Here is a 20,028-nt window from a genome sequence, read left to right as displayed (position 1 = left end):
GGTCTGCACCAGATGCCAGGCGGTCCACCGGGCGGTGAGCATGTCACCGGCGGCGCCGGCGGCCGCTGCGGTGCCGGCGAGGGCGTACTCCCAGCCGGGTCGGCGTCCGGCGGCGGCGGTGGCGGCGAGTGCGGCACGTAGCCCCAGGTGGGCCGGTTCGGGTCCGTGCCGGCGGGTGATCGTGGTGGCGCGGGCGGCGGCGGAGGTGGGGTCGGTGGCCAGGTCGGCGAGCAGCAGGACCCGGTCGCGGGCGGCGACCACCGGTGGTGGGGCGTCGTCGGGCACCGGCGCGGCGGCGGCGCGGGCGGCGGTCGGTTTGCCGGCCTGCAGTAGTGCCTCGGCGCGCAGCACGGCGGTGTCGGGGGTGGGCAGGGCGCCACCGGTGAGCAGGTCGGCGGCGCGGCGGGGCCGCCCGGCGGTCAGCGCGGCCGAAGCGGCGGCGCGGCGGACCGGTTCGGTGGCGTCGGGTTGTGCGCTGGCGAACAGCAGCAGCTCGGCGCGGGCGCCGCCGGTAGCGGCGGTGTCGGCGGCGGTGACCGCCCGCCGGTAGGCGGTGGTGGTGTCACCGGCGGCGGCGAGGTGCCGGGCGGCGGCCAGCGGGTCGGTGACGAGGTCGGCGAGGCGGCGGTGCAGGGCGCGGCGGGCCGGGTCGTCGAGCAGACCGGCGGCGACGGCGGCCTGGTACGGCGAGGTCGGGGTGACCAGGTCGTCGGCGGCGGTGTGGACCAGGGCGGCGGCGGCGAGTTCGGTGACGCCGTCGCCGAGCAGGGCCGCTGGGGCGCCGTGGCCGAGCAGGCCGAGGGCGGCCAGTGCGGTGCGGGCGGGGCGGGTGAGGGCGGCCAGTGCGGCGGCGACGGCGTAGCCGACCTGGTCGAGGTCGCCGCCGCCGGGGACGCCGGCGGTGGGTGGGGTGCCGGTGCGGGCGGCGTGGCGGGCCAGGGCGGTGGCGGCGAGCGGGTTGCCGCCGGCGTGGCGGGCCACCGCGGCGACGGTGGTCGGGTCGAGTGCGGGTGCGGTGCGGCGGATCAGGTCGGCGAGGGTGTCCGGGTCGGGTGCCGGCACGGTCAGCCACAGGCCGGTGTCGCCGCGCAGCGGGTCGAGCGCGGCGTCGGGCAGTTGGTGCGGGGTGCGCAGGGCGGCGACGACCCGGCAGTGCCGGGCGATGCCGGGCAGGGCGGCGACGGTCGCCGGGTCGGCCCACTGCAGGTCGTCGAGGACGAGCAGGCCGTGGCGGACCCGGGAGCGGACGGCTTCGGCGAGCAGCGCGGTGTCGTGGCCGGGCAGCCGTACCCGCAGGGCGTGGCTGAGGGGGAACGCCGGGACGTGGCTGAGGGCGGCGAGGCCGCCGCCGGTGTGGACGGGCCCGGTGGCTGCGGCGGCGACCCGGCGCAGCAGGGTGCTGCGTCCGCAGCCGGGTGGCCCGGTCAGGACGACGATCCCGGGGCGGGTCAGCCGTTGCGTGGCGGCGGTCACGGCGTCGGCGACGGTCCCGGTGGGGACGCTGCCGCCGGCGGTGGTGCCGTCGGGTCGGGTGCGGGCGGGGTGTCCGCCGGCTGGGTGCCGCACTTGTCCTCCTCCCCCGCTGCTACGGCTCGTGGCCCCGCCGGGCGAGGTTGGCACGAACATGGGATCCTGCGCCGGTGAGGATATTCGTACGGTGGATGCCGGTGGTGGGCGCACCACCGGATGCCGTGCTGTCGGGAGGACGACCAGCGAGATGAGTGTGTGCCGCCGTCGGATGCCCGTCGTCGCCGTTGACCGGGCGGCGGGGGGTCGGCCATGAACGCCGGTCCGTTGAGTGGCCGGGTCGCCGCGTTGTGTGACGAAGTGGGTCCCCGGGTGAGCGCGGCCGTCGGCGGTGAGGTGCTGCGGGTGCGGCGGCGGCTGGACGAGCCGCTGCGGGTGGCGATCGCCGGCCGATTGAAGGCCGGTAAGTCGACGCTGGTGAACGCGTTGATCGGGCGGCGGGTGGCGCCGACCGAGGTGGGTGAGTGCACCCGGGTGGTGACCCAGTTCCGGTACGGCACGGCCGACCGGGTCGACGTGGTACGCCGGGACGGCACCCGGGTGAGCCTGCCGCTGGACGCGACGGGGGTGATTCCGCAGCGGCTGGGGGTGCCGCGGGCGCAGGTCGCGTTCGTCGACGTTACGTTGACCAGTGACCGGCTGCGGGAAATGACGGTGATCGACACGCCGGGGTTGTCGTCGACCAGCGCCGGGGTGAGCGAGTCGGCGCGGCAGTTCCTGTTCGCCGGGCAGGCCGGTGCGCCGGGCGGTGGCGGCGGCCCGGTGGTGGACGACACGGCGCCGTTCGACGCCGGCATCGACGGTGACTCGGTCGGGGCGGTGTCCGGGGCCGAGGCGATCGTGTACGTGTTCACCCAGGCGGTCCGCGACGACGACGTGCGGGCGTTGGAGGCGTTCCGGTCGGTGTCGGCGCGGCTGTCGAGCAGTCCGATCAACTCGGTGGGCCTGTTCAACAAGGTCGACAAGTTGGTGGCCGGTGGGGCGGATCCGTGGCCGGTGGCGGCGCCGTTGTCGGCCGACCAGACCCGGGTGCTGCGGCGGGTGGTGTCCGATGTGGTGCCGACGGTGGGGCTGTTGGCGGAGACGACCGAGGCGGGCCGGTTGACGGCGGCCGACTGTGAGGCGCTGCGGACGTTGGCCGGGTTGCCGGCGGCGCAGCGGGCGGTGCTGCTGGCGTCGGTCGACCTGTTCGTGTCGCGGGAGGCTCCGGTGCCGCGCCGGCAGCGTGAGCGGCTGCTGGCGTTGCTGGACCTGTACGGGGTGGGGTTCGCGGTGGCGCAGCTGCAGGCGTCACCGCAGTTGGCGTCGGGGGATCTGGTGCGGGCGTTGTACGCGGCGTCGGGGTTCGCGCGGCTGCGGCACACGTTGGACGAGGCGTTCCGGTGGCGTACCGACGCGATCAAGGCCGGGTGGGCGTTGTCGTGCCTGGAGAAGGTGGCCAGCCACACGGCGCATCCGGGTGACCGGGAGCTGCTGCGCGACGCGGTCGAGCGGCTGCTGCACCAGCCGGAGTACCACCGGCTGCGGCTGCTGGAGGTGGCGCAGCAGGTGACGACGGGCGCGGTGGAGCTGCCGGAGCCGATGGAGCGGGAGTTGACCCGGTTGGCGTTGTCGGCGGATCCGCGCTGGGTGCTGGAGCTGCCGTCGGCGTCGGCGCAGGAGTTGTCGGCGGCGGCGGTGGAGGCGGCGACCCGGTGGCGGGTGTTCGCGGTCGCCGGGGCGTCGCCGACGCAGTCGCGGGTGGCGTTGGTCGCCCACCGGGGGTTTCATCTGCTGTCGCAGCAGGCGCGGGCGGTGTCGCGGTGAGCGGCGGCCCGGCGGCGTTGGGTGCGCTGCTGTCCGGGGCGGTCGACACGTGTCTCGGGTTCGTCCGCACCGTCGACGCGGACGCGGCGGCGGAGATCGACGCGCAGCGGCGCCGGGAGGTGACCCGGCCGTCGGTGGTGGTCGTCGGTGAGACGAAGCGCGGCAAGAGTTCACTGGTGAACGCGTTGATCGGGGTGACCGGCCTGTCGCCGGTGGACGCGGCGGTGGCGACGTCGGCGTACCTGGAGTTCGGTCACGGGGCGATGACGTCGGCGCAGGCGTACGCGCCGGGCCACGACGAGCCGGTGCCGGTGCCGGTGGACCGGCTGGCGGACTGGGCGACGGTGGCGGCGCTGCCGGACGGGATGCGCCCGCCCCGGCGGATCGCGGTGACCTGCCCGGCGCCGCTGCTGCAGTATCTGACGCTGGTGGACACCCCCGGTGCCGGCGGGCTGGATCCGGCGCACACCGAGATCGCGTTGGACGCGGTGTCACGGGCGGCGGCTCTGCTGTTCGTGGTGGACGCGTCGACGCCGTTGACCCGGCCGGAGCTGGACTTCCTCATCGAGGCGAGTAAACGGGTCGACGTGGTGGTGTTCGCGTTGACGAAGGTCGACGCCTATCCGGGGTGGCGGACGATCCTGGCCGACAACCGGGCGCAGCTGCAGGCGCACGCGCCGAGGTTCGCGTCCGCCGCCTGGTTCCCGGTGTCGGCGCGGCTGGCCGAGTTGGCGTTGACGCTGCCGGCGGAGGCCGCCGGTGAGCTGGTCGGTGAGTCGCGGGTGGCGCCGCTGCAGCACGCGTTGGTGGGGTTGGCCGGCAACGGGCATCTGCTGGCCCAGGCGAACGTGCTGCGGACGGTGCGCAGCGAACTGGTCCGGCTGGATCTGGCCGCCGGTGAGCGGGTCGCCGCCTGTGACCCGGATCCGGCCGAGGTGGAGCGGGCGAAACGGGACCGGGCCGGGTTGGCGGCGCGGAAACGGACCGAGGCGCGGCAGTGGTCGTTGGCGTTGAACACGGAGACGCAGCGGGCCCGGGTGGAGGCGACGGGGCGGCTGCGGACCGCGGTCGGCGGGTTGCAGGAGCAGTTCCTGACCCGGATCGACGCCGCCCGCGGTGAGACGTTGAAGAACCTGCCGGCCGAGGTGGACCGGGCGTTGCACGCGCTGTCGCTGCAGTTGTCCTACGATCTGCGGTTCCGGTTCCACAAGGTCGCCGAGCGGACGTTGGCGCAGGTGTTCGCGCCGGCCGAGTTGCAGTTCGTGCTGCAGCGGATCAACGGCACGTTGCGGCACGCGTTGGCGACCCGGCCACGGCGTGACGGTGGCGGCGGTGACAACGTGATGGTGGCGTTGTCGGCCGGCGGGATGGCGTTCATGGCCGGCCGGGGGGTCGCGGCGGGCGCGTCGGCGTTGGGTGCCGGGGCGTTGGTCGGCGGTGGCCTGCTGATCCCGGTCGCCGGTCTCGGTCTGGGGTTGGCCGCCGGCGCGTTCATCCTGTTCCGGCGGCGGGTCGCCAGCGACCGGCAGCAGGCCCGGGTGTGGCTTCGGGAGGTGCTCGGGGAGGCACGGGCGGCGTTGACCGACGAGTTGGCGCAGCGGTTCACCGACCTGCAGTACGCGTTGACGGTGGCGTTGGACGACGCCGTGGAGCGGCGGTTGGCGCAGTTGGACGCGCACATCGCCGACATCGACGCGGCGTTGGCGCGGGACAAGGCGGACCGGGCGCGGCGACGGTCGGCCGCGCAGGCCCGCCGCGACGCCGTCCGGGCGCGGGTGAAGCAGGTCGACGAGGTGCTGGCCCGGGCCCGGGTGTTGACCCCGACAGCGGAGGCGGTGCCGCGATGACCAGCGAGTTCGGTGACTGGACCGGGGACGACCCGGTTGGTGACGACGCCGACACCGCCGACCTTGGCGGCCCGGTCGACGGGTCGGGTGACCCGGCCGTGGAAGGGTTCGGCGCGGCCGACCCGGTGGAGGGGTTCGGGGCCGCCGATCCGCCGGTCGACGACGACCTGTCCGGCGACGACACCACCGGCGGCGGGTACGGCGGGGGTGACGCGGTGCCGGCGTTGGGCTACGGCGACGACCTGTCCGGCGCGGACCCGGCGGAGCCGGTGGACGCCGGGTTCGGTGCGGAGCCGGCGGCGGAGCAGGGTTTCGGTGCGGCGGACCCGCCGCCCGGCGTCGACCCGGACGCACCGGCGGGCGCCGACGGGTGGCCGGAGGCGCAGTTCCCGCCGCCACTGGATCCGGCGGGGGTGCCGACGCCGGTGGACGGCTGGCCGTGGGCGGATCCGCAGCTGCTCGGCGACGGCGGCCCGGTCGGTGCCGCCGTGCCGCACGTCACGCCGGTCGACCCGGTCGACCTGGCCGGCTACGCGGGGGCGGACGCCGCCGCCGGCGGTGACCTGTGGGCGGCGCTGCTGGCCAGCGACGACCCGGCGACGGGCACGCTGGCCCGGTTCTGGTCCGGGAGCTGACCGGCCGGGATCAGGGCCCGGCCCGGTCGGTCAGCCGACCGGGCAGGCAGCGGGTCGGGTGGTCAGTGCGTCGGGGTCGGTGCCGCAGCGGGCGGTACGGCGCAGGCGGCGGTGCCGCCGGGCAGCCGGTGCCGGTTGTCGGCGACCCACCGGTACACCGGCCAGGCCAGGGCGGTGACCGGCCGCAGCCCGAGGACGGCGCCGGCGGCCCGCCACAGCGGGTTGCTGGTGCGCAGCAGCGCGGCGATCGCCGCCGGCCCTGCGGCGGAGCCGGCCCGGTCGGCCGGCACCCACTGCACGGCGGTCACCGCCTGGTCGCGGGTCAGGCCCAGGGCGGCCAGGTCGGTCCACTGCCACGGCGCGACGGTGGCGTCGTTGGGCACCCGGCGTTCGATGAACCGGACGCACATGGTGCAGAACGCGCAGTCGCCGTCGTAGACGAAGGTGCCCGAGGGTGCGCTGGCGTCACTCATACGATCATTGTCCCGCGTCGGCGCCAGCCGGTGCCACCGGATGTGTCCGATCCCGCACAGCCGACGTGTCGGCGCCGGGGCCGGCGAGGCGCGGCGGTTCACCGCCCGGCCCGGGATCGTGGCCGCCGTCACCGTCGGGCCGGTCCGGGTCGGCGCTGCGGTGGCGGCCGGCCAGCCGCCGCGCCCACACGACCGGCCGGACCTTCTCCAGCGGCAGGAACGCGCCCATCGCCACCAGGTGCGGGGCGAACGAGATGGAGATCGTCGCGAACGACAGCAGATGGAACGAGTAGAAGAAGCCGACGACCGCGTACCGCAGCCGACCCCGGGTCAGGAAGACCAGCGGGCTGAGCGCCTCGAACACGACGATGCCGATCTGGGCGGCGATCAGGGCGTACGGCACGGCGGCGATCAGGTCGGCGAACTCCGAGCCGCGCCGCAGGAACGCGCGGGCCAGGACGCTGCCGGTCATCCAGCCCCAGCCACCGAAGCGGATCTTCGCGTACGCGGCGAGGAAGTAGGTGCACACCACGGCGATCTGGATCATCCGCAGTGACCAGCCGGCGGCCTGGCTGGGCCGGTCGTCGCCGTGCCGGGCGGCGCCGACGGTGGGCAGCACGGCGAGCGCGAGCAGGAACGCGAACTTGTCGTGGTCGACCTTGCCGTAGCTCATCGCGACGATCAGCCACGCGAAGTAGAACGTGAACACCGACCAGCCGAGTGCCCGCGGGAACCGGCCGGTCGCCGCCAGGGGCGCCAGCAGCAGCAACGACCACCAGATGAGATCGACGACGACACCTGTCGGTGCCGGCAGGTGCAGGACCCGGGCGAACGCCAGCGGCTCGTACAGTTCGGCCGGCACGTCACCGCGGGCACGCACCCACGACATGTAGACCAGCAGGTCGAACACAATGAACAGGTAGGTGACGGTCCGCAGCGCGGCGACCCGCCCGAGCGGGACGGCGGCGAACAACCAGCGGCTGATCACGGCCGATCCCATTCGGCGCGGGTCTCGTCGTGCCACCGCCCGGTGAGGGAACTGTTGCGGATCTCGTGCAGCCGCACGATCACGGTTACCCGTACGATCGGCGGCGCGTCCGGGTTCATCCGCGCGTAGCTGTCGGCGATCAGTTCGAGCCGTCCCGGGTCGTCGACGTAGGCCGATTCGAGTCCTTCGACCTCCGCGCGGCGCACCCCGGCGTTGTGTTCGTTGAGCACCAGGGTCCGTCCGGTGACGTCGACGCCTTCGACCCGGGTGTCCGGCGCCGGGTCGTTCGGGCCGTTGACGCCGGCGTACATGCTGAACGGTCCGAACGGGAAATGGTCGTCGGTGCCCCACAATGTGCCTGCGGTCAGCAGTGCGAACACCACGACGGCGGCCGACGCACGGACCAGACGGCCGGCCGCCGTCAGGGTGTCGGTCTGCACCGGCGCACTGTACCGGACCGGCCGGGGCGGTCGGGGCCGTGCGGGCGGGGTGTCGGGATGTCCGGTCAGCCCGACAGCAGCAGCACGACCACGACCACGGCGGCGATGCCGACCATGGTGGCCAGTGCGGCCACCAGGACCGGGCCGTGTTCGTCGTACCAGGGGCGGCCCGGCGCGGCAGACACCGGATACGGCGACATCGGCGCCAGGTGCGGTGAGACCGGCGTCGGCATCGGCGCCGGCGACATCGGGGTCGGGTGCACCGGCGCCGGTGGACGCGGGCCGGGCAGGCCGGCGCGGGCGGCGGCACCGAGGCGCAGCGCGCCGTCGGCGACGACGGTCTCCGGCTGCTCCAAGGTGGTCGGTGCAACCCCCAGTTCGGTGTGGATCAGCTGCGCGGCGAGCGGGATCCGGCTGGAACCGCCGACCAGGAACACGCCGACCAGGTCGGCCGGGGTAAGGCCGGCGGCGGCGACCGTCTGCGCCAGACACGTCACGGTACGGGCCAGGTGGTCGCGGATCAGCGACTCCAGTTCGTCGCGGGTGACGTGGGCGGCGATGTCCAACGCCGGCAGGTGCACGTCGGCGCTGACCGTACGGGACAGCATCTCCTTCGCGCCGCGGACGTCGTCGTAGAGCAGGGCTCGGGCCCGCCGCGACCCGGTGTCGGCCGGCGCGACCAGACCGTTCCACACGCTCGTGCGGCTGGGCGAGTAGACGCCACCGAGATGCTCGACCAGCGCCTGGTCGAAGTCGAGTCCGCCGAGTTCGGCCAGGCCCTGCTCGGCGAGCACGTCGAACCCGGTGGCGGTACGCCGGACCACGGCGGCGTCGAACGTGCCGCCGCCCAGGTCGTAGACGGCCAACGCCCGCCCGGGCGGTATCGCCGTGCCCAGCGCGGACGTGTAGTAGGAGGCGGCGGCGACCGGTTCGGCGATCAGCGTCGGCCGGGGCAGCCCGGCGGCGTACGCGGCCTGGATGAGGACCATCCGCCGCCGCTCCCCCCACCGCACCGGATGGGTCAGCCGGACCTCGTCGACGCCGCCGAGCTGGCGGCGGGCCTCGGTGGCGACGTGGCGCAGCAGGGCGGCGACCAGCTGCGACACCGCGACGTCGGCGTCGCCGAGCAGCACCGTGCCGTCATCGACGCGGCGTTTCGGGTTGGGCTCGAACCCGGACGGGTCGATGCGGGCGCGGCGGTGCGCGTCCGCGCCGACGAGCAGCCGCCCGTCGGCGTCGCGGTACACCGCCGACGGCAACAGCGGGGTGCCGTCGAACAGCAGCGGCCGTACCCGGCCGTCGCCGCCGCGTACCACCGCCACCGTGTTCGAGGTGCCGAAGTCGATGCCGAGTGCCCGCATGGGGGCACCCTACTGCCGGCGGTGCGGCGGCCCGCACCGGTCACCGGCCGGTGACCGGTCGGCGTCGCGCAACCTGCCGTACGCCCGCAGGTTGCCGGCGGCGGGCATACTGCGCTGCGTGTCGCACCGGTTCGCGTACCTGGACTCGCCGGCTCCGATCGCGTTCGCGCACCGGGGCGGCGCGGCCCGCGGTGACGAGAACACCGCCGAGGCGTTCGGCCGTGCCGTCGGGCTCGGCTACCGGTACGTGGAGACCGACGTGCACGGCACCGCCGATCAGGTGGCAGTGGTGTTCCACGATCCGACGCTGGACCGGGTGACCGGCGACAAGGGCAGCATCGCGCGGCTGCGCTGGGCGGACCTGGCCACGGTGCGGGTCGGCGGCGCGTCGGTGGTGCCGCGGCTCGACGACGTGCTCGACAGCTGGCCGCAGGTGCGGTTCAACATCGACGTGAAGGCCGACGGCGGGGTGGAGCCGACGCTGGCGGCGGTCGACCGGTGCGCCGCCGCCGACCGGGTGCTGCTGGCGTCGTTCTCCGACCGGCGGCTGCACCGGCTGCGGACGTCGACCGGCGGTCGGGTCGCGACGTCGCTGGGCATGCAGGCGGTGACCCGGCTGCGGGTCGGGTCGTTGACCGGCCGGCGGCTGCGGCTGCCGCCGTCGGTGGTGGCCGCGCAGGTGCCGGTGCGGTTCAACCGGGTACGGGTGGTCGACGCCCGGTTCGTGGCGTACTGCCACCGGCTGGGGTTGCAGGTGCATGTCTGGACGATCGACGAACCCGCCCAGATGCACGAGTTACTGGACCTCGGGGTGGATGGCATCATGACCGATCACGTCGAGGTGTTGCGTGACGTGTATCTCGCCCGCGGCCACTGGCCGCCCGACCGGCGGGTCGACGTGGACCGCGCCGCCCGTTGACCGACAGTGAAGGATCCGATGGCCGACCCCACCGAGCCAACCAGCGGGCCACCTACCGGGCCCGCGCCCGTACCGCCGCCGTCGGCGTCGCCCGGTGCCGCGCCGTCGAGCACCCGGCGGGAACGCACCGGCTGGTACTTCTACGACTGGGCGATGTCGGCGTTCTCCACCACCGTCATCACCGTGTTCCTGGGGCCGTTCCTGACCACGGTCACCAAACAGGCCGCCGGCTGCGCGGCCGACGCCGACGAGTGCGCCGGGTCCGTGTACCCGCTCGGTATCGAGGTGGCGCCGGGGGCGTACTTCCCGTACCTGGTGTCGCTGTCGGTGGCGTTGACGGTGCTGGTGCTGCCGGTGATGGGTGCGCTGGCCGACCGGTCGATGCACAAGAAGCGGCTGCTGGCGGTGTCGGCGTTCGTCGGCGCCGGGGCGACCGTCGCGATGGTGTTCGTCACCGGGGACCGCTACCTGCTCGGCGGCGGGCTGTTCGTCCTGGCCAACATCGCGTTCGGTGCCAGCGTGGTGGTGTACAACTCGTTCCTGCCGCAGCTGGGCGGCCCCGACGACCGGGACCGGATCTCCAGCCGGGGCTGGGCGCTCGGCTACCTCGGTGGTGGGCTGCTGCTGGCCGTCAACCTGGTGGTGGTGCAGTCGTTCAGCGTCGACGGCGACGCGCAGCGCACCCTGGACCTGGCCCGCTGGTCGATCGTGTCGGCCGGCGTGTGGTGGGCGGTGTTCACCCTGGTGCCGCTGGCCTGGCTGCGGGAACACCCGGCGGTCGACGCCCGGCCGGGCGGCAACGTGCTCACCGACGGGTTCAAACAGCTGGGCCGTACGGTGCGCGGGCTGAAGACGTACCCGTTGACGTTGTTCTTCCTGCTGGCGTTCCTGGTCTACAACGACGGCATCCAGACGGTGATCGCGTTGGCCAGCCAGTACGGCACCGAGGAGCTGCGGCTGGGCCAGTCGACGCTGATCGTGACGATCCTGCTGGTGCAGTTCCTGGCGTTCGGTGGGGCGCTGCTGCTCGGGGCGGTCGCGCAACGCATCGGCGCGTGGAAGACGGTGCTGGGCAGCCTGGTGCTGTGGACCGGGGTGATCGTGGCGGCGTTCCGGCTGCCGGCCGAGGCGCCGGCGCAGTTCATGGCGCTCGGCGCGGCGATCGGCCTGGTGCTCGGCGGCTCCCAGGCGCTGAGCCGGTCACTGTTCAGCCAGCTGATCCCGGCCGGTAAGGAAGGCGAGTACTACGGCTTCTACGAGATCAGCGACAAGGGCACCAGCTGGCTGGGGCCGCTGGCGTTCGGGCTGGTGTTCCAGCTGACGAACTCGTACCGGGTGGGTCTGGTCTCGTTGTTGATCTTCTTTGTGGTCGGGTTCGTGCTGCTGCTGGCGGTGCCGATGCGCCGGGCGATCGTCGCCGCCGGCAACACCCCGCCCCGGGTGCTGTGACCCGGGAGCGGGGCGGGGTGCCGCGGTGAGCGTCACAGGATCGGCTGCGTCGCCTCGATCTGCGTGATGGCGGTGCGGGTGGCCGCCACGAAATCCCAGAACAGGGTGTTGGTGGTGTTCTTGCGCTGGGAGCGGGTGTTGGTGCCGAACATCGCCGCCCGCAGCGGCGTGGTCAGCTCCAGCTGGGCGCCCATGCCGAGCAGCGTCCGGTTGACGATGTTGTCGGTGGCGGTGCCGGCGATCGCTGGGATGCCGGTGGCGTCGAACGCGGTGATCCCGGCCGTGGTGTAGGCGGAGATCAGCGCGGCCCGCAACGCCGCGTTGCGTCCGCCGACGGCGACGGCCTGCGCGTTCGACGGCAGCCCGGCGGTGCCCGGGGTGCAGCCGTGCAGGGTGACGACGTTCAGCGCGCCGGCCGCCACCGACAACGCCGGGACGTCGTCGCAGTGGCTGGCGGTGACGTGCAGTTCGGCGTTGCCGGACGAGCGGATGCCTTCGAACATCCAGTAGTCGTACGTCGGGCCGGCCGGCGGGGTCGCCGCCAGGTCCGCCGGGTGGTAGCCGGCGATCGCCAGGCACAGCTCCGAGGTGCCGCCTTCGATGCCGCCGCCGTGCGGGGCGATGATCGCGGTACGCGGAAACGGCGTCGCGGTGGCGTCGGAGTTGTCGAGCAGCGGATGCCGGCGGTAGCGGCGGGCGTAGTCGACCCCTTCGGCCAGGTTCGGATCCGAGTACAGGTCGGTGTTCGAGGTGTAGATGTCGGCGGCGGCCGCCGGGGTGGCCGGCAGCGTCGCCAGGGGTCCGGCGACCGCCGCGGTGGCGAGCAGGCCGAGGACCGTCCTTCTGCTGGTGTTCACGAGGTGTCTCCTGCGGTGTGGTTGCGGTTCGCCCTCCGGTGTCGGGCGAGGCACACCGTGTCACGGCCGCCGACGGCACCGCTAACCATTTGCCGACCGGGTTTCCGTCCGCGCAGGCCCTGTCCGGCTGAAAAATGCAGCGGTACGGCGCCATTTGCACCGAAGAATCGTCGGATCAGCGACGTCTGGGGTGTTGGTGACCCGACATCGACGGCAGGCCACCAATCAGCGACTGGCCTTGCCGTACGGAGCGGTTCAGACAGTGAGCCGGGTCCGGTCAGCCGGCGAGCCCGACCGCCAGGGCGACCACACCCAGCAGCGGCGGCAACCCCTGGATGAGCGCGGCACGCAGCATCGCCGGCCGGGAGACCACCAGGACCAGGCTGGCGGCGAGCATCGTGCCGGCGCCGGTGAACACCAGGGTCGCGCCGACGGCGGTGGCCCCGGCCGCGACCACGACGATGCCGGCGACGACCGCGACGGCCAGGAACAGGTTGTAGAAGCCCTGGTTGAAGGCGAGGGCCTGGGTGGTGAGCGCGTCCTGCTCGCTGCGGATGCCGAACACCGCTCGGGTACGCGGCGCGGTCCACACCACCGATTCGAGGTAGAAGATGTAGCCGTGGATCAGCGCCGCCGCACCGGCGAGGACCAGACCTGCGACAACCACGGTGTCCCCGCTCCCACGAGTCGTGTACCGACCGGACGAAATCTATCGGACCGGCCACGCCGTAGGGTGGCGGCCATGGAACGTACGCCGGAACGACAGTGGCTCGACGCGCTCAGCGACGTGCTGCTGCGCTCCCACCTGTTCCAGCCCGACGAGCTGGGCGGCGCGTTCGCCGACGTGATGGCCACTCTCGGTGTGCACGCCACCATCTACCTGGCCGACGAGGAGCAGCACACGTTGCGGCCCGTACCGGTGCCGGGGCGGGCCGACCCGCAGCCGCAACCGGTCGAAGGGTCCGTCGCCGGACGCTCGTTCACCCTGGTCGAGTCGATCCCGGCGTTGAACGCGCCCGCGTGGTGGATTCCGATGGTCGACGGCACCGACCGGCTCGGCGTCATCGAGTACGTCTTCGACGATGCGGCTGACGCCGACGGCCGGCACACCCGCCGCCGTTGCGAGACCGTCGCCGGACTGGTCGGGCACCTGATCACCGTCACCCGGCCGAAAGGTGACCATCTGCGGCTGGTCGGCCGGTCCCGGCCGGCGACCGTCGCCGGGGAACTGCTGTCGCAGGTGCTGCCGCCGCTGACCGCCGCCACGCAGCGGATCACCGTCAGCGCCGTCCTCGAACCCTGCTACGACGTCGGCGGCGACGGCTTCGACTACGCCATCGACGGCGACCACGCCTTCCTGGCGATCTTCGACGCCGTCGGACACAGCCTGAAAGCCGGCCTGGCCTGCACGACGGTGATCGCCGCCGTCCGGTCGGCCCGCCGCTGCGGCCACGACCTGGTCACCCAGGGCCGCACCGCCGACGCGTCGCTGACCGACCAGTTCACCGACGCCCGGTTCGTCACCGCGTTCCTCGCCGATCTGGACCTGGAGACCGGTCTGCTGCGGTATGTCAACGCCGGGCACCCGAGGCCGCTGCTGCTGCGCGGCGGCAAAATGGTCCGGGAGCTGCGCGCCGGCCGCCGACTGCCGCTGGGCATCCCTGACACCGCCGCCCGCGTCGGCGAGGAGATCCTCGAACCCGGCGACCAGCTGCTGCTGTTCACCGACGGGGTGCCGGAGGCCGGGGTGCGCACCGGTGAGCCGTTCGGTCTGCGCCGCCTGGTCGACTTCGCCGAACGGCAGGCCGCCACCGGGCTGCCGGCCCCCGAGGCGGTACGCCGACTGGCCCGCGCCGTCGCTGAGCACCGGGGCGGCGCACCGGACGACGACGCCACCCTGCTGCTGGCCGAGTGGTCCCGCACCGCAGCCGTCCGTGTCCTGCCCACCCCGCTGTGACACCTCCGCCGTAAGGCATCCGACACCGCGCCGGTCCGACCCTTCTGGCGGTACGGATCTACTGTGGTGCCCCGAGGATGGCTTTCGGCGGACGGCGGGACACCCGGGTGATCAAACACTGGAAGGCGGCGACGCCAGCGGCCGCAGGTGCGGTGGCCCTGCTCGCCGCCGCCGTACTGCTGCTGCCGGGTCGGCTGTGGACGATGCTGGGGCGGCTGATCGTCGGCCACTGGCTGGTGCTGCTGCTTGCCGTGGCCGGCGTGACTGGGTTGGCAGTCGGCGGGGTGCTGTGGCGGCGGGCGCGGCGGGCGGGCGAATCGTCGGCGGCACCCGTACCGCCGCAGCGTCCACTACGTCCACTGCCGACCTGGATTCTCGGGATCGGCTTCCTGGCCGTCGTCGCTATCACCTGGGCGGCGGTGTGGGGCCTACAGTCCACGGTTCGCCGGTGTCGGGACGCCGCTGGAGCAGGCGCAGCTTCAGGTGGAAACGATCCGCACCGGCTTATCGGTCGGCGCGGGTTTCGGTGCCGCCGCCGCGCTGCTGCTGGCGTTACGCCGCCAGCAGGTCACCGAACGGACCCAGCAGGCCACCGAGTACGACGCGGGCGAGAAACGGGTCACCGAGCTGTATGTCAAGGCCGCCGAACAGCTCGGCTCCGACAAGGCACCGGTACGCCTGGCCGGCCTCTACGCCCTGGAACGCCTCGCCCAGGACAACCCGGTGCACCGGCAGAGCATCGTCGAGGTGATCTGCGCCTACCTGCGCATGCCGTACACCCCGCGGACCGAGGAGCAGGCAGATCAGAACACCGCCGAACCCGATACCGGCCAGGAACCGGGTGCCCCGAAGCAGCCTGACCCCCGGGAGGAGCGCCAGGTACGGCTGGCCGCACAGCGCATCCTCGCCCGTCACCTGCGGCCGACGACGCCGAACGGCACCCCGAGCCAGGCCTACTGGAATGGCATGACTCTCGACCTGACCGAGGCCACCCTCCTCGACACCGACTTCAGTAACTGCCATCTGAACGACGCCCGGTTCGTCGGGGTGACGTTCGCCGGCACCGCCCGCTTCGCTGAAGCGACATTCATCGGCATTGCCTGGTTCGACGGAGCGATGTACCAAGAAAAGATCGATTTCATTGATGCCCGCATCGGGGACGGCAATCGTGACAGCGATATGTGGCCGGCGGGGTGGCGGGTCGATCTCGACACGCGGCGGGTGGTGCGCGTACCGGTGGAGGAGGAGACAGAAGGGGACGCGGAGTCGGAGTGACGGCAGCCGTCACTCGTACAGGTGGTTCAGCGCGCCACGATCACCCCTGCTGTAGCGGATCCGACAGCGAGGCGGTCCGACTGGCTGGCGGTATGGGTCTACTGTGGTTGCCACCTCGGACGGACGGAGTGGCTGGCATGGTGGACATCGACCCGGTCGCGGCGGCGACCGGTGCCGCGTTGATCCAGGCGATCGCGACGGACGCGTGGGAGAAGGCTCGTGACGGGGCGGTCGCGCTGTGGCGGCGGGTACGCCCGCAGCAGGCCGACGCCGTCGCCGCCGAGCTGGCCGAGGTACGCGAGGAGGTCATGGCCGCTCGCCGCGACGGTGACACTGACGCCGAGCGGGGCCTGGTAGACGACTGGCAACGCAAACTGCAGCGGCTGATCCGCCAGGATCCGGCGTTCGCCGCCGAGCTGCGTCGCCTGCTCGACGACACCCTCACTCCCCTGCTGCCGCCCGCCGACCAGCAGCAGGTCGGCAGCATAACGCCCGCGTCTACCAGGCCGCCCGCGACCAGCACATCAACGAGAAGTGACCAACCCGGACATCCACCTGCACGGCGAGGCCAGCGGCCACGGGCAGGTGTTCCAGGCCGCCGGTGACCAGCACATCACCATCTACGAGCAGCGGCCGGCGTACCGGGTGGAGCGGTGGCAGCCGCAGCGGCCACCGGACCCGCGTACGTTGGTCGACCAGCCGAGCATGTTGCTCGCCGCCAACAATCAGGTGGTGCCGTTCACCGCCCTGCGCGACGCCGACCGCGCCGAGTTGGCCGCCTGGCGCGACGACCCGGCGCGCGGGGTCGCTGTGCGGCTGCTGCACGGGCCGGGCGGGCAGGGCAAGACCCGGCTCGCGGCCCAGTTCGGCGCGGACAGCATCGCCGCCGGCTGGGCGGTCGCGGTCGCCCGGCACCGCAGCCAACTCGCCGCCGACGACCCGCCCGAGGCCACCGAGGCAACCGGGCGTGGCTTGCTGGTGATCATCGACTATGCCGAACGCTGGCCCGCCGAAGACCTGCGGGACATGTTCAAGGACCGGCTGCTGCGCCAGGGTGTGCCGACCCGGCTTCTGCTGCTCGCCCGACCCGAGTCGACGTTGTGGCCGTACCAGCATGACCTGGCCACGCTCGGGTACGCGGCCGACGTCACCGCGCTGACCCCGGCCGCCGACAGACCCGCGAACCGGCAGCGGATCTTCACCGAAGCAGCCGACCGGTTCGCCTACGCGTACGGCATCGACGGCGGCTCGATCCATCCGCCGGCCGATCTGGCCACCGGGGAGGCGTACCGGCAGATCCTGGTGATCCACATGGCGGCGCTGGTCGCGGTCGACGCCGCCGCGCGCCAGCGGACCGCACCGACCGGCGATCGGGACCTGTCGGCCTATCTGCTGCGCCGCGAGGTCGACCACTGGCACAAGCTGTACGAACAGCGCGCCGGCTTCGTCACGATCTCGCAGCTGCTGAGCCGTACGGTCTGCACCGCGACGTTGACCCGGCCGCTCGACTACGACGACGGCCTGGCCGCGTTGACGACGGCAGGAGTGTGCGCGCCGGACGCTGCCGACCAGATGCTGGCCGACCATGCCGTCTGCTACCCGCCGACCGAGCCGGACAAGGTGCTGGAGCCGTTGTATCCCGACCGGCTCGGCGAGGACTTCATCGCGCTGCGGCTGCCCGGTCACGGGGTGGCTGGCTCCCCGGCCGATCCGTGGTCCGGCCGGGCGATCACCCGGCTGATCACCGGCACTGAATCGGATAGCGCCGGCCAGCCGCCCTGGTCGGCAGCGGCGTTGACGGTGCTGGTCGAGGCCGCGATCCGCTGGCCGCACGTCGCGTCCCGGCTGCTCTCCCCGCTGTTGCGTCAGCGCCCCGAGTTGGCGGTCGCCGCTGGCGGCACCATCCTGGCCCGGATAGCCGACGTCGACACGCTCGACATCAGCGCGCTCGAGGCGATTGAGCCGCATCTGCCGCAGGAACTGCACGTCGGCTTGGCCGTCGCCAAAGCAGCTATCACCAGACGCCTCACAACGCACCGGCTCGCTACCGCCGATGAGCCGACTACGGCACGTCTACTCGGATCGCTCGGGAATCGGCTGTCGGAGGCGGGCCGGCGCGACGAAGCGTTGACCGCCACCACCGAAGCCGCCGACGTCTACCGCCGGCTCGCCCAGGCCAACCCCGCCGCCTACGAACCCGACCTCGCCATGTCGCTGAACAACCTCGGCGTGATGCTGTCGGACCTGGGGCGGCAGGATGAGGCCATGACCGCCACCGCCGAAGCCGTCACGATCCGCCGCCGGCTCGCCCAGGTCAAACCCGCCGCCTACGAACCCGACCTCGCCATGTCGCTCTGGACCGAAGCCTGGGTACGGACAGCCCACCAGTACGAACTGCCTGAGGCGTTGACCGCCGCGACCGAGTCGGTCGAGCGCTACGAGAAGCTGTACCAGCAAATCCCAATGGCGTACGTCGGGGACCTGGTCGGGGCGTTGGGGACGTTGGCGGACGTACTCGACGGGCTTGGTCGCGGGGACGAGGCAATAGCGGTCAGGGCTCGCCGGGACGCGCTGACAGCCGAGCAATAGCTTCGGACTCGGCGACCTGGTCCGGCCAGCGGAGGAACCGGCGGTACAGGTCCGGTGGGCTGAGCTGCTCGGCGTCGCATTCCAGCAGGTCGTCGATCGCCTCACACATCAGGGTGGCGAGGTAGACGCACATCCCGACCCGGTCGTTCGCCCAGTCGGCGGTGATCTCGATCTTGGCGCTTTCGCACGGCCATTCCGTACCGCACTCGCGACAATTCCAGTGGGGGCGGGACGCGATGTGCATCAGTGTGCCCCGTTCACTCGGGCACGCTGTCCGCGCGTCAACAGGCCGGCGACCCACACGTACGCGGTGGGTTGGTTCCATCGGGGGCCGCGATCCCACTGCGGCGACTGGTTTGGCGGCCGATCCGTCGGCTTCGGACGCGGGACCGGCGTGTTGTGCAGGTACGGGGCGATGGTCGACGGCAGGTACTTGTCGGGGCATGGCCAGCGTATTCCGCAGCGGCAGTACCGGCCGAGTCGCCGCCAGTTCCGGGCGTGTCGCGGTGCGAACCGTATCGCGCCGTCGCGTGTGGACCTCAACCGCATTTGTCAACCCTTCTCGCAACACATTTCCCATGATCACTGAACTCTTCCTTCACATCATGCTTATTCGCCATCTGGCTCAGCGCAATCTCGCACCGGTAGGTTCGGACCCAACATCCACCCACCATTACGCGACACGAGAGGACGGGGTTTCGTGGACGACGCCGGCAGCACTGTCCCGCGCAGGCAACTGGGTCGATATCTGAGAGAGCTTCGCGAAGACGCACATGTCACGGTCGCCGCAGCGGCCAAGGCACTCGAATGGTCGCCGCCGCGCATCTGGCGCTACGAGGGCGGCCAGGTGCCGATCCACCCGAACGACGCCGAGGCGATGTGCCGGCTCTACGGCGCGCCCCCGGAAACGATCACGACGATGCGCAATTTGGCCCGCGAGACCAAGTCACGCGGCTGGTACCACGCCTACGACCACGCCATCACAGAATGGTTCAAGCTGTACGTCGGCCTCGAAGCCGCCGCTTCGACGATCCGCAAGTACGAGCCGAATGTCATCCCCGGTCTGCTCCAGTCCCTGGAGTACATGACGGAGATCATCACCACCGGAAACCCCGACCTGAGCCAGGCCCAGCAGCAGGCACGCATCGAAGTGCGGTCCAAGCGGCAGAAGCTGCTCGCCCGCGTCGTCCCACAGGCCCCCGACCTCGACGTGGTGATCGGCGAGGCAGCCCTTCACTGTCCGACGAAGGATCGGGCCGCGATGGCGCGCCAACTGCGGCACCTCGCCGCCGTCGCCACCCAACGCCACAACGTGACCGTCCGGGTCCTCCCCTTCGCCGCCGGACTTCCCAGCAGGCCAGAGGTCGGGTCGTTCTCCATCCTGACCTTCCCCAAGGTCAGCGTCCGCCCGCCCGAGCCGACCACCGTCTACTCCGACGGCCCGTGTGGTGCCGTCTACCTCGACAAACCCACCGAGATCGAGACCTATGAGGGCATCTGGTCGTCACTCAAGCAACACTGCCTCACCCCGCTAGAATCGACCGAGTTCATCACCCGGATCGCCAAGGAGTACGACGATGAAGGCTGACGGCGTCTGGCGTAAGTCCACCCGGTCCGGTGCCGACGGTGACTGTGTCGAGGTGGCCGGCCACCCGTACCGCGTCGCAGTCCGCGACAGCAAGGACCAGACCGGCCCGGTCCTCACCTTCGACACCGCCGCCTGGCAGCACTTCGTCGACACGGTGAAGACCCCACACTGACCCGCACCACTCCCGACCAACGACGAAGCCCTGGTCCGCCGGCAATGACGGAGCGTCGGACCAGGGCTTCGCGCCGTTCGGCGGCAGCATCCGAAGGTTCCTCACCCCGCGATGCCGCCAACATCACGCCCCACGTAGGGAAAGT

Annotated in this window: 19 protein-coding genes; 11 read left to right on the top strand and 8 right to left on the bottom strand. The window is 72.5% G+C overall.

From position 1 onward, the window contains the following. Window positions 1-1,566: ATP-binding protein (locus ACXAHD_RS07000; RefSeq protein ID WP_475049240.1), on the bottom strand; the 1,566-nt coding region annotated here is incomplete at its 3' end. Window positions 1,567-1,779: 213 nt separating this feature from the next. Between ACXAHD_RS07000 and ACXAHD_RS06995 the strand changes: the two genes are divergently transcribed. From ACXAHD_RS06995 to ACXAHD_RS06985, 3 genes are read left to right on the top strand one after another with little or no spacing between them, the layout of a single operon-like run. Continuing rightward, on the top strand, window positions 1,780-3,333 hold the full coding sequence (locus tag ACXAHD_RS06995; RefSeq protein ID WP_281554917.1) for a dynamin family protein: 1,554 nt from the start codon (window positions 1,780-1,782) through the stop codon (window positions 3,331-3,333). Then, on the top strand, window positions 3,330-5,180 hold the full coding sequence (locus tag ACXAHD_RS06990) for a dynamin family protein (RefSeq protein ID WP_289212859.1): 1,851 nt from the start codon (window positions 3,330-3,332) through the stop codon (window positions 5,178-5,180). The genes ACXAHD_RS06995 and ACXAHD_RS06990 overlap by 4 nt, the downstream gene beginning before the upstream one ends. After that, on the top strand, window positions 5,177-5,815 hold the full coding sequence (locus tag ACXAHD_RS06985) for a hypothetical protein (RefSeq protein ID WP_475049236.1): 639 nt from the start codon (window positions 5,177-5,179) through the stop codon (window positions 5,813-5,815). Before ACXAHD_RS06990 ends, ACXAHD_RS06985 begins: the two co-directional genes overlap by 4 nt. A 62-nt stretch (window positions 5,816-5,877) precedes the next feature. Here the strand turns inward: ACXAHD_RS06985 and ACXAHD_RS06980 are convergent, their stop codons facing one another. From ACXAHD_RS06980 to ACXAHD_RS06965, 4 genes are all read right to left on the bottom strand, one after another. Next, entirely contained in the window at window positions 5,878-6,288 is a 411-nt protein-coding gene (locus tag ACXAHD_RS06980; RefSeq protein ID WP_289212857.1) for a thiol-disulfide oxidoreductase DCC family protein, read from the bottom strand. Between the two features lie 4 nt (window positions 6,289-6,292). Continuing rightward, on the bottom strand, window positions 6,293-7,276 hold the full coding sequence (locus tag ACXAHD_RS06975) for an MFS transporter permease (protein WP_289212856.1): 984 nt from the start codon (window positions 7,274-7,276) through the stop codon (window positions 6,293-6,295). Continuing rightward, window positions 7,273-7,716 carry a hypothetical protein gene (locus tag ACXAHD_RS06970; protein ID WP_289212855.1) on the bottom strand — a complete coding sequence of 148 codons (444 nt, stop codon included), beginning with the start codon at window positions 7,714-7,716 and terminating at the stop codon, window positions 7,273-7,275. The genes ACXAHD_RS06975 and ACXAHD_RS06970 overlap by 4 nt, the downstream gene beginning before the upstream one ends. Before the next feature lie 65 nt (window positions 7,717-7,781). Next, window positions 7,782-9,077 carry an Hsp70 family protein gene (locus ACXAHD_RS06965; protein ID WP_281554910.1) on the bottom strand — a complete coding sequence of 432 codons (1,296 nt, stop codon included), beginning with the start codon at window positions 9,075-9,077 and terminating at the stop codon, window positions 7,782-7,784. On the opposite strand from ACXAHD_RS06965, the gene ACXAHD_RS06960 reads away from it, so the two are divergent. Both ACXAHD_RS06960 and ACXAHD_RS06955 read left to right on the top strand, forming a co-directional pair. Beyond that, window positions 9,061-9,996 (top strand): glycerophosphodiester phosphodiesterase family protein, encoded by a 936-nt coding sequence (locus ACXAHD_RS06960; protein WP_289212854.1) that lies wholly within the window; start codon window positions 9,061-9,063, stop codon window positions 9,994-9,996. The genes ACXAHD_RS06965 and ACXAHD_RS06960 overlap by 17 nt on opposite strands. Before the next feature lie 18 nt (window positions 9,997-10,014). Beyond that, on the top strand, window positions 10,015-11,445 hold the full coding sequence (locus tag ACXAHD_RS06955; RefSeq protein WP_289212853.1) for an MFS transporter: 1,431 nt from the start codon (window positions 10,015-10,017) through the stop codon (window positions 11,443-11,445). A 32-nt stretch (window positions 11,446-11,477) separates the two neighbouring features. Here ACXAHD_RS06955 and ACXAHD_RS06950 read toward each other — a convergent pair whose 3' ends face one another. Continuing rightward, the gene (locus tag ACXAHD_RS06950; protein WP_289212852.1) at window positions 11,478-12,302 is read right to left on the bottom strand and encodes a poly-gamma-glutamate hydrolase family protein; all 825 of its coding nucleotides are present in this window, start codon (window positions 12,300-12,302) and stop codon (window positions 11,478-11,480) included. Window positions 12,303-12,579: 277 nt separating this feature from the next. Then, the gene (locus ACXAHD_RS06945; protein WP_281554906.1) at window positions 12,580-12,969 is read right to left on the bottom strand and encodes a DUF1304 domain-containing protein; all 390 of its coding nucleotides are present in this window, start codon (window positions 12,967-12,969) and stop codon (window positions 12,580-12,582) included. Window positions 12,970-13,044: 75 nt separating this feature from the next. On the opposite strand from ACXAHD_RS06945, the gene ACXAHD_RS06940 reads away from it, so the two are divergent. The 4 genes from ACXAHD_RS06940 to ACXAHD_RS06925 all read left to right on the top strand — a co-directional run bounded on the left by ACXAHD_RS06940 (window position 13,045) and on the right by ACXAHD_RS06925 (window position 18,123). Beyond that, window positions 13,045-14,259 (top strand): PP2C family protein-serine/threonine phosphatase, encoded by a 1,215-nt coding sequence (locus ACXAHD_RS06940; protein WP_281554905.1) that lies wholly within the window; start codon window positions 13,045-13,047, stop codon window positions 14,257-14,259. Window positions 14,260-14,742: 483 nt separating this feature from the next. Further along, complete coding sequence (locus tag ACXAHD_RS06935) at window positions 14,743-15,534, top strand: pentapeptide repeat-containing protein (RefSeq protein ID WP_289212851.1); 792 nt, start codon at window positions 14,743-14,745, stop codon at window positions 15,532-15,534. 137 nt (window positions 15,535-15,671) lie between these two features. After that, entirely contained in the window at window positions 15,672-16,139 is a 468-nt protein-coding gene (locus ACXAHD_RS06930; RefSeq protein ID WP_475049229.1) for a hypothetical protein, read from the top strand. After that, window positions 16,069-18,123 carry a tetratricopeptide repeat protein gene (locus tag ACXAHD_RS06925; RefSeq protein ID WP_289212850.1) on the top strand — a complete coding sequence of 685 codons (2,055 nt, stop codon included), beginning with the start codon at window positions 16,069-16,071 and terminating at the stop codon, window positions 18,121-18,123. Before ACXAHD_RS06930 ends, ACXAHD_RS06925 begins: the two co-directional genes overlap by 71 nt. Here the strand turns inward: ACXAHD_RS06925 and ACXAHD_RS06920 are convergent. After that, window positions 18,086-18,367, bottom strand: a complete 282-nt coding sequence (locus ACXAHD_RS06920; RefSeq protein WP_289212849.1) for a flavin reductase — start codon at window positions 18,365-18,367, stop codon at window positions 18,086-18,088. The two genes, ACXAHD_RS06925 and ACXAHD_RS06920, sit on opposite strands and share 38 nt — an antisense overlap. A gap of 456 nt (window positions 18,368-18,823) precedes the next feature. Here ACXAHD_RS06920 and ACXAHD_RS06915 point away from each other — a divergent pair, with 456 nt between their 5' ends. Next, the gene (locus ACXAHD_RS06915) at window positions 18,824-19,711 is read left to right on the top strand and encodes a helix-turn-helix domain-containing protein (protein WP_289212848.1); all 888 of its coding nucleotides are present in this window, start codon (window positions 18,824-18,826) and stop codon (window positions 19,709-19,711) included. After that, window positions 19,701-19,883, top strand: a complete 183-nt coding sequence (locus ACXAHD_RS06910) for a DUF397 domain-containing protein (RefSeq protein WP_289212847.1) — start codon at window positions 19,701-19,703, stop codon at window positions 19,881-19,883. Before ACXAHD_RS06915 ends, ACXAHD_RS06910 begins: the two co-directional genes overlap by 11 nt. The last annotated feature ends 145 nt before the right edge of the window (window positions 19,884-20,028 follow it).

This window comes from Micromonospora sp. ABR4_055 (assembly GCF_056160425.1).
This window is presented reverse-complemented; position numbering and strand designations above follow the sequence as displayed.

Excerpts from the sequence above, each read along its gene's own strand:
- ACXAHD_RS06995 (WP_281554917.1), top strand. The coding sequence starts at position 1,780 with ATGAACGCCGGTCCGTTGAGTGGCCGGGTCGCCGCGTTGTGTGACGAA.
- ACXAHD_RS06985 (WP_475049236.1), top strand. The coding sequence starts at position 5,177 with ATGACCAGCGAGTTCGGTGACTGGACCGGGGACGACCCGGTTGGTGAC.
- ACXAHD_RS06980 (WP_289212857.1), bottom strand. The coding sequence starts at position 6,288 with ATGAGTGACGCCAGCGCACCCTCGGGCACCTTCGTCTACGACGGCGAC.
- ACXAHD_RS06960 (WP_289212854.1), top strand. The coding sequence starts at position 9,061 with ATGCCGAGTGCCCGCATGGGGGCACCCTACTGCCGGCGGTGCGGCGGC.
- ACXAHD_RS06965 (WP_281554910.1), bottom strand. The coding sequence starts at position 9,077 with ATGCGGGCACTCGGCATCGACTTCGGCACCTCGAACACGGTGGCGGTG.
- ACXAHD_RS06955 (WP_289212853.1), top strand. The coding sequence starts at position 10,015 with ATGGCCGACCCCACCGAGCCAACCAGCGGGCCACCTACCGGGCCCGCG.
- ACXAHD_RS06940 (WP_281554905.1), top strand. The coding sequence starts at position 13,045 with ATGGAACGTACGCCGGAACGACAGTGGCTCGACGCGCTCAGCGACGTG.
- ACXAHD_RS06930 (WP_475049229.1), top strand. The coding sequence starts at position 15,672 with ATGGTGGACATCGACCCGGTCGCGGCGGCGACCGGTGCCGCGTTGATC.
- ACXAHD_RS06920 (WP_289212849.1), bottom strand. The coding sequence starts at position 18,367 with ATGCACATCGCGTCCCGCCCCCACTGGAATTGTCGCGAGTGCGGTACG.
- ACXAHD_RS06910 (WP_289212847.1), top strand. The coding sequence starts at position 19,701 with ATGAAGGCTGACGGCGTCTGGCGTAAGTCCACCCGGTCCGGTGCCGAC.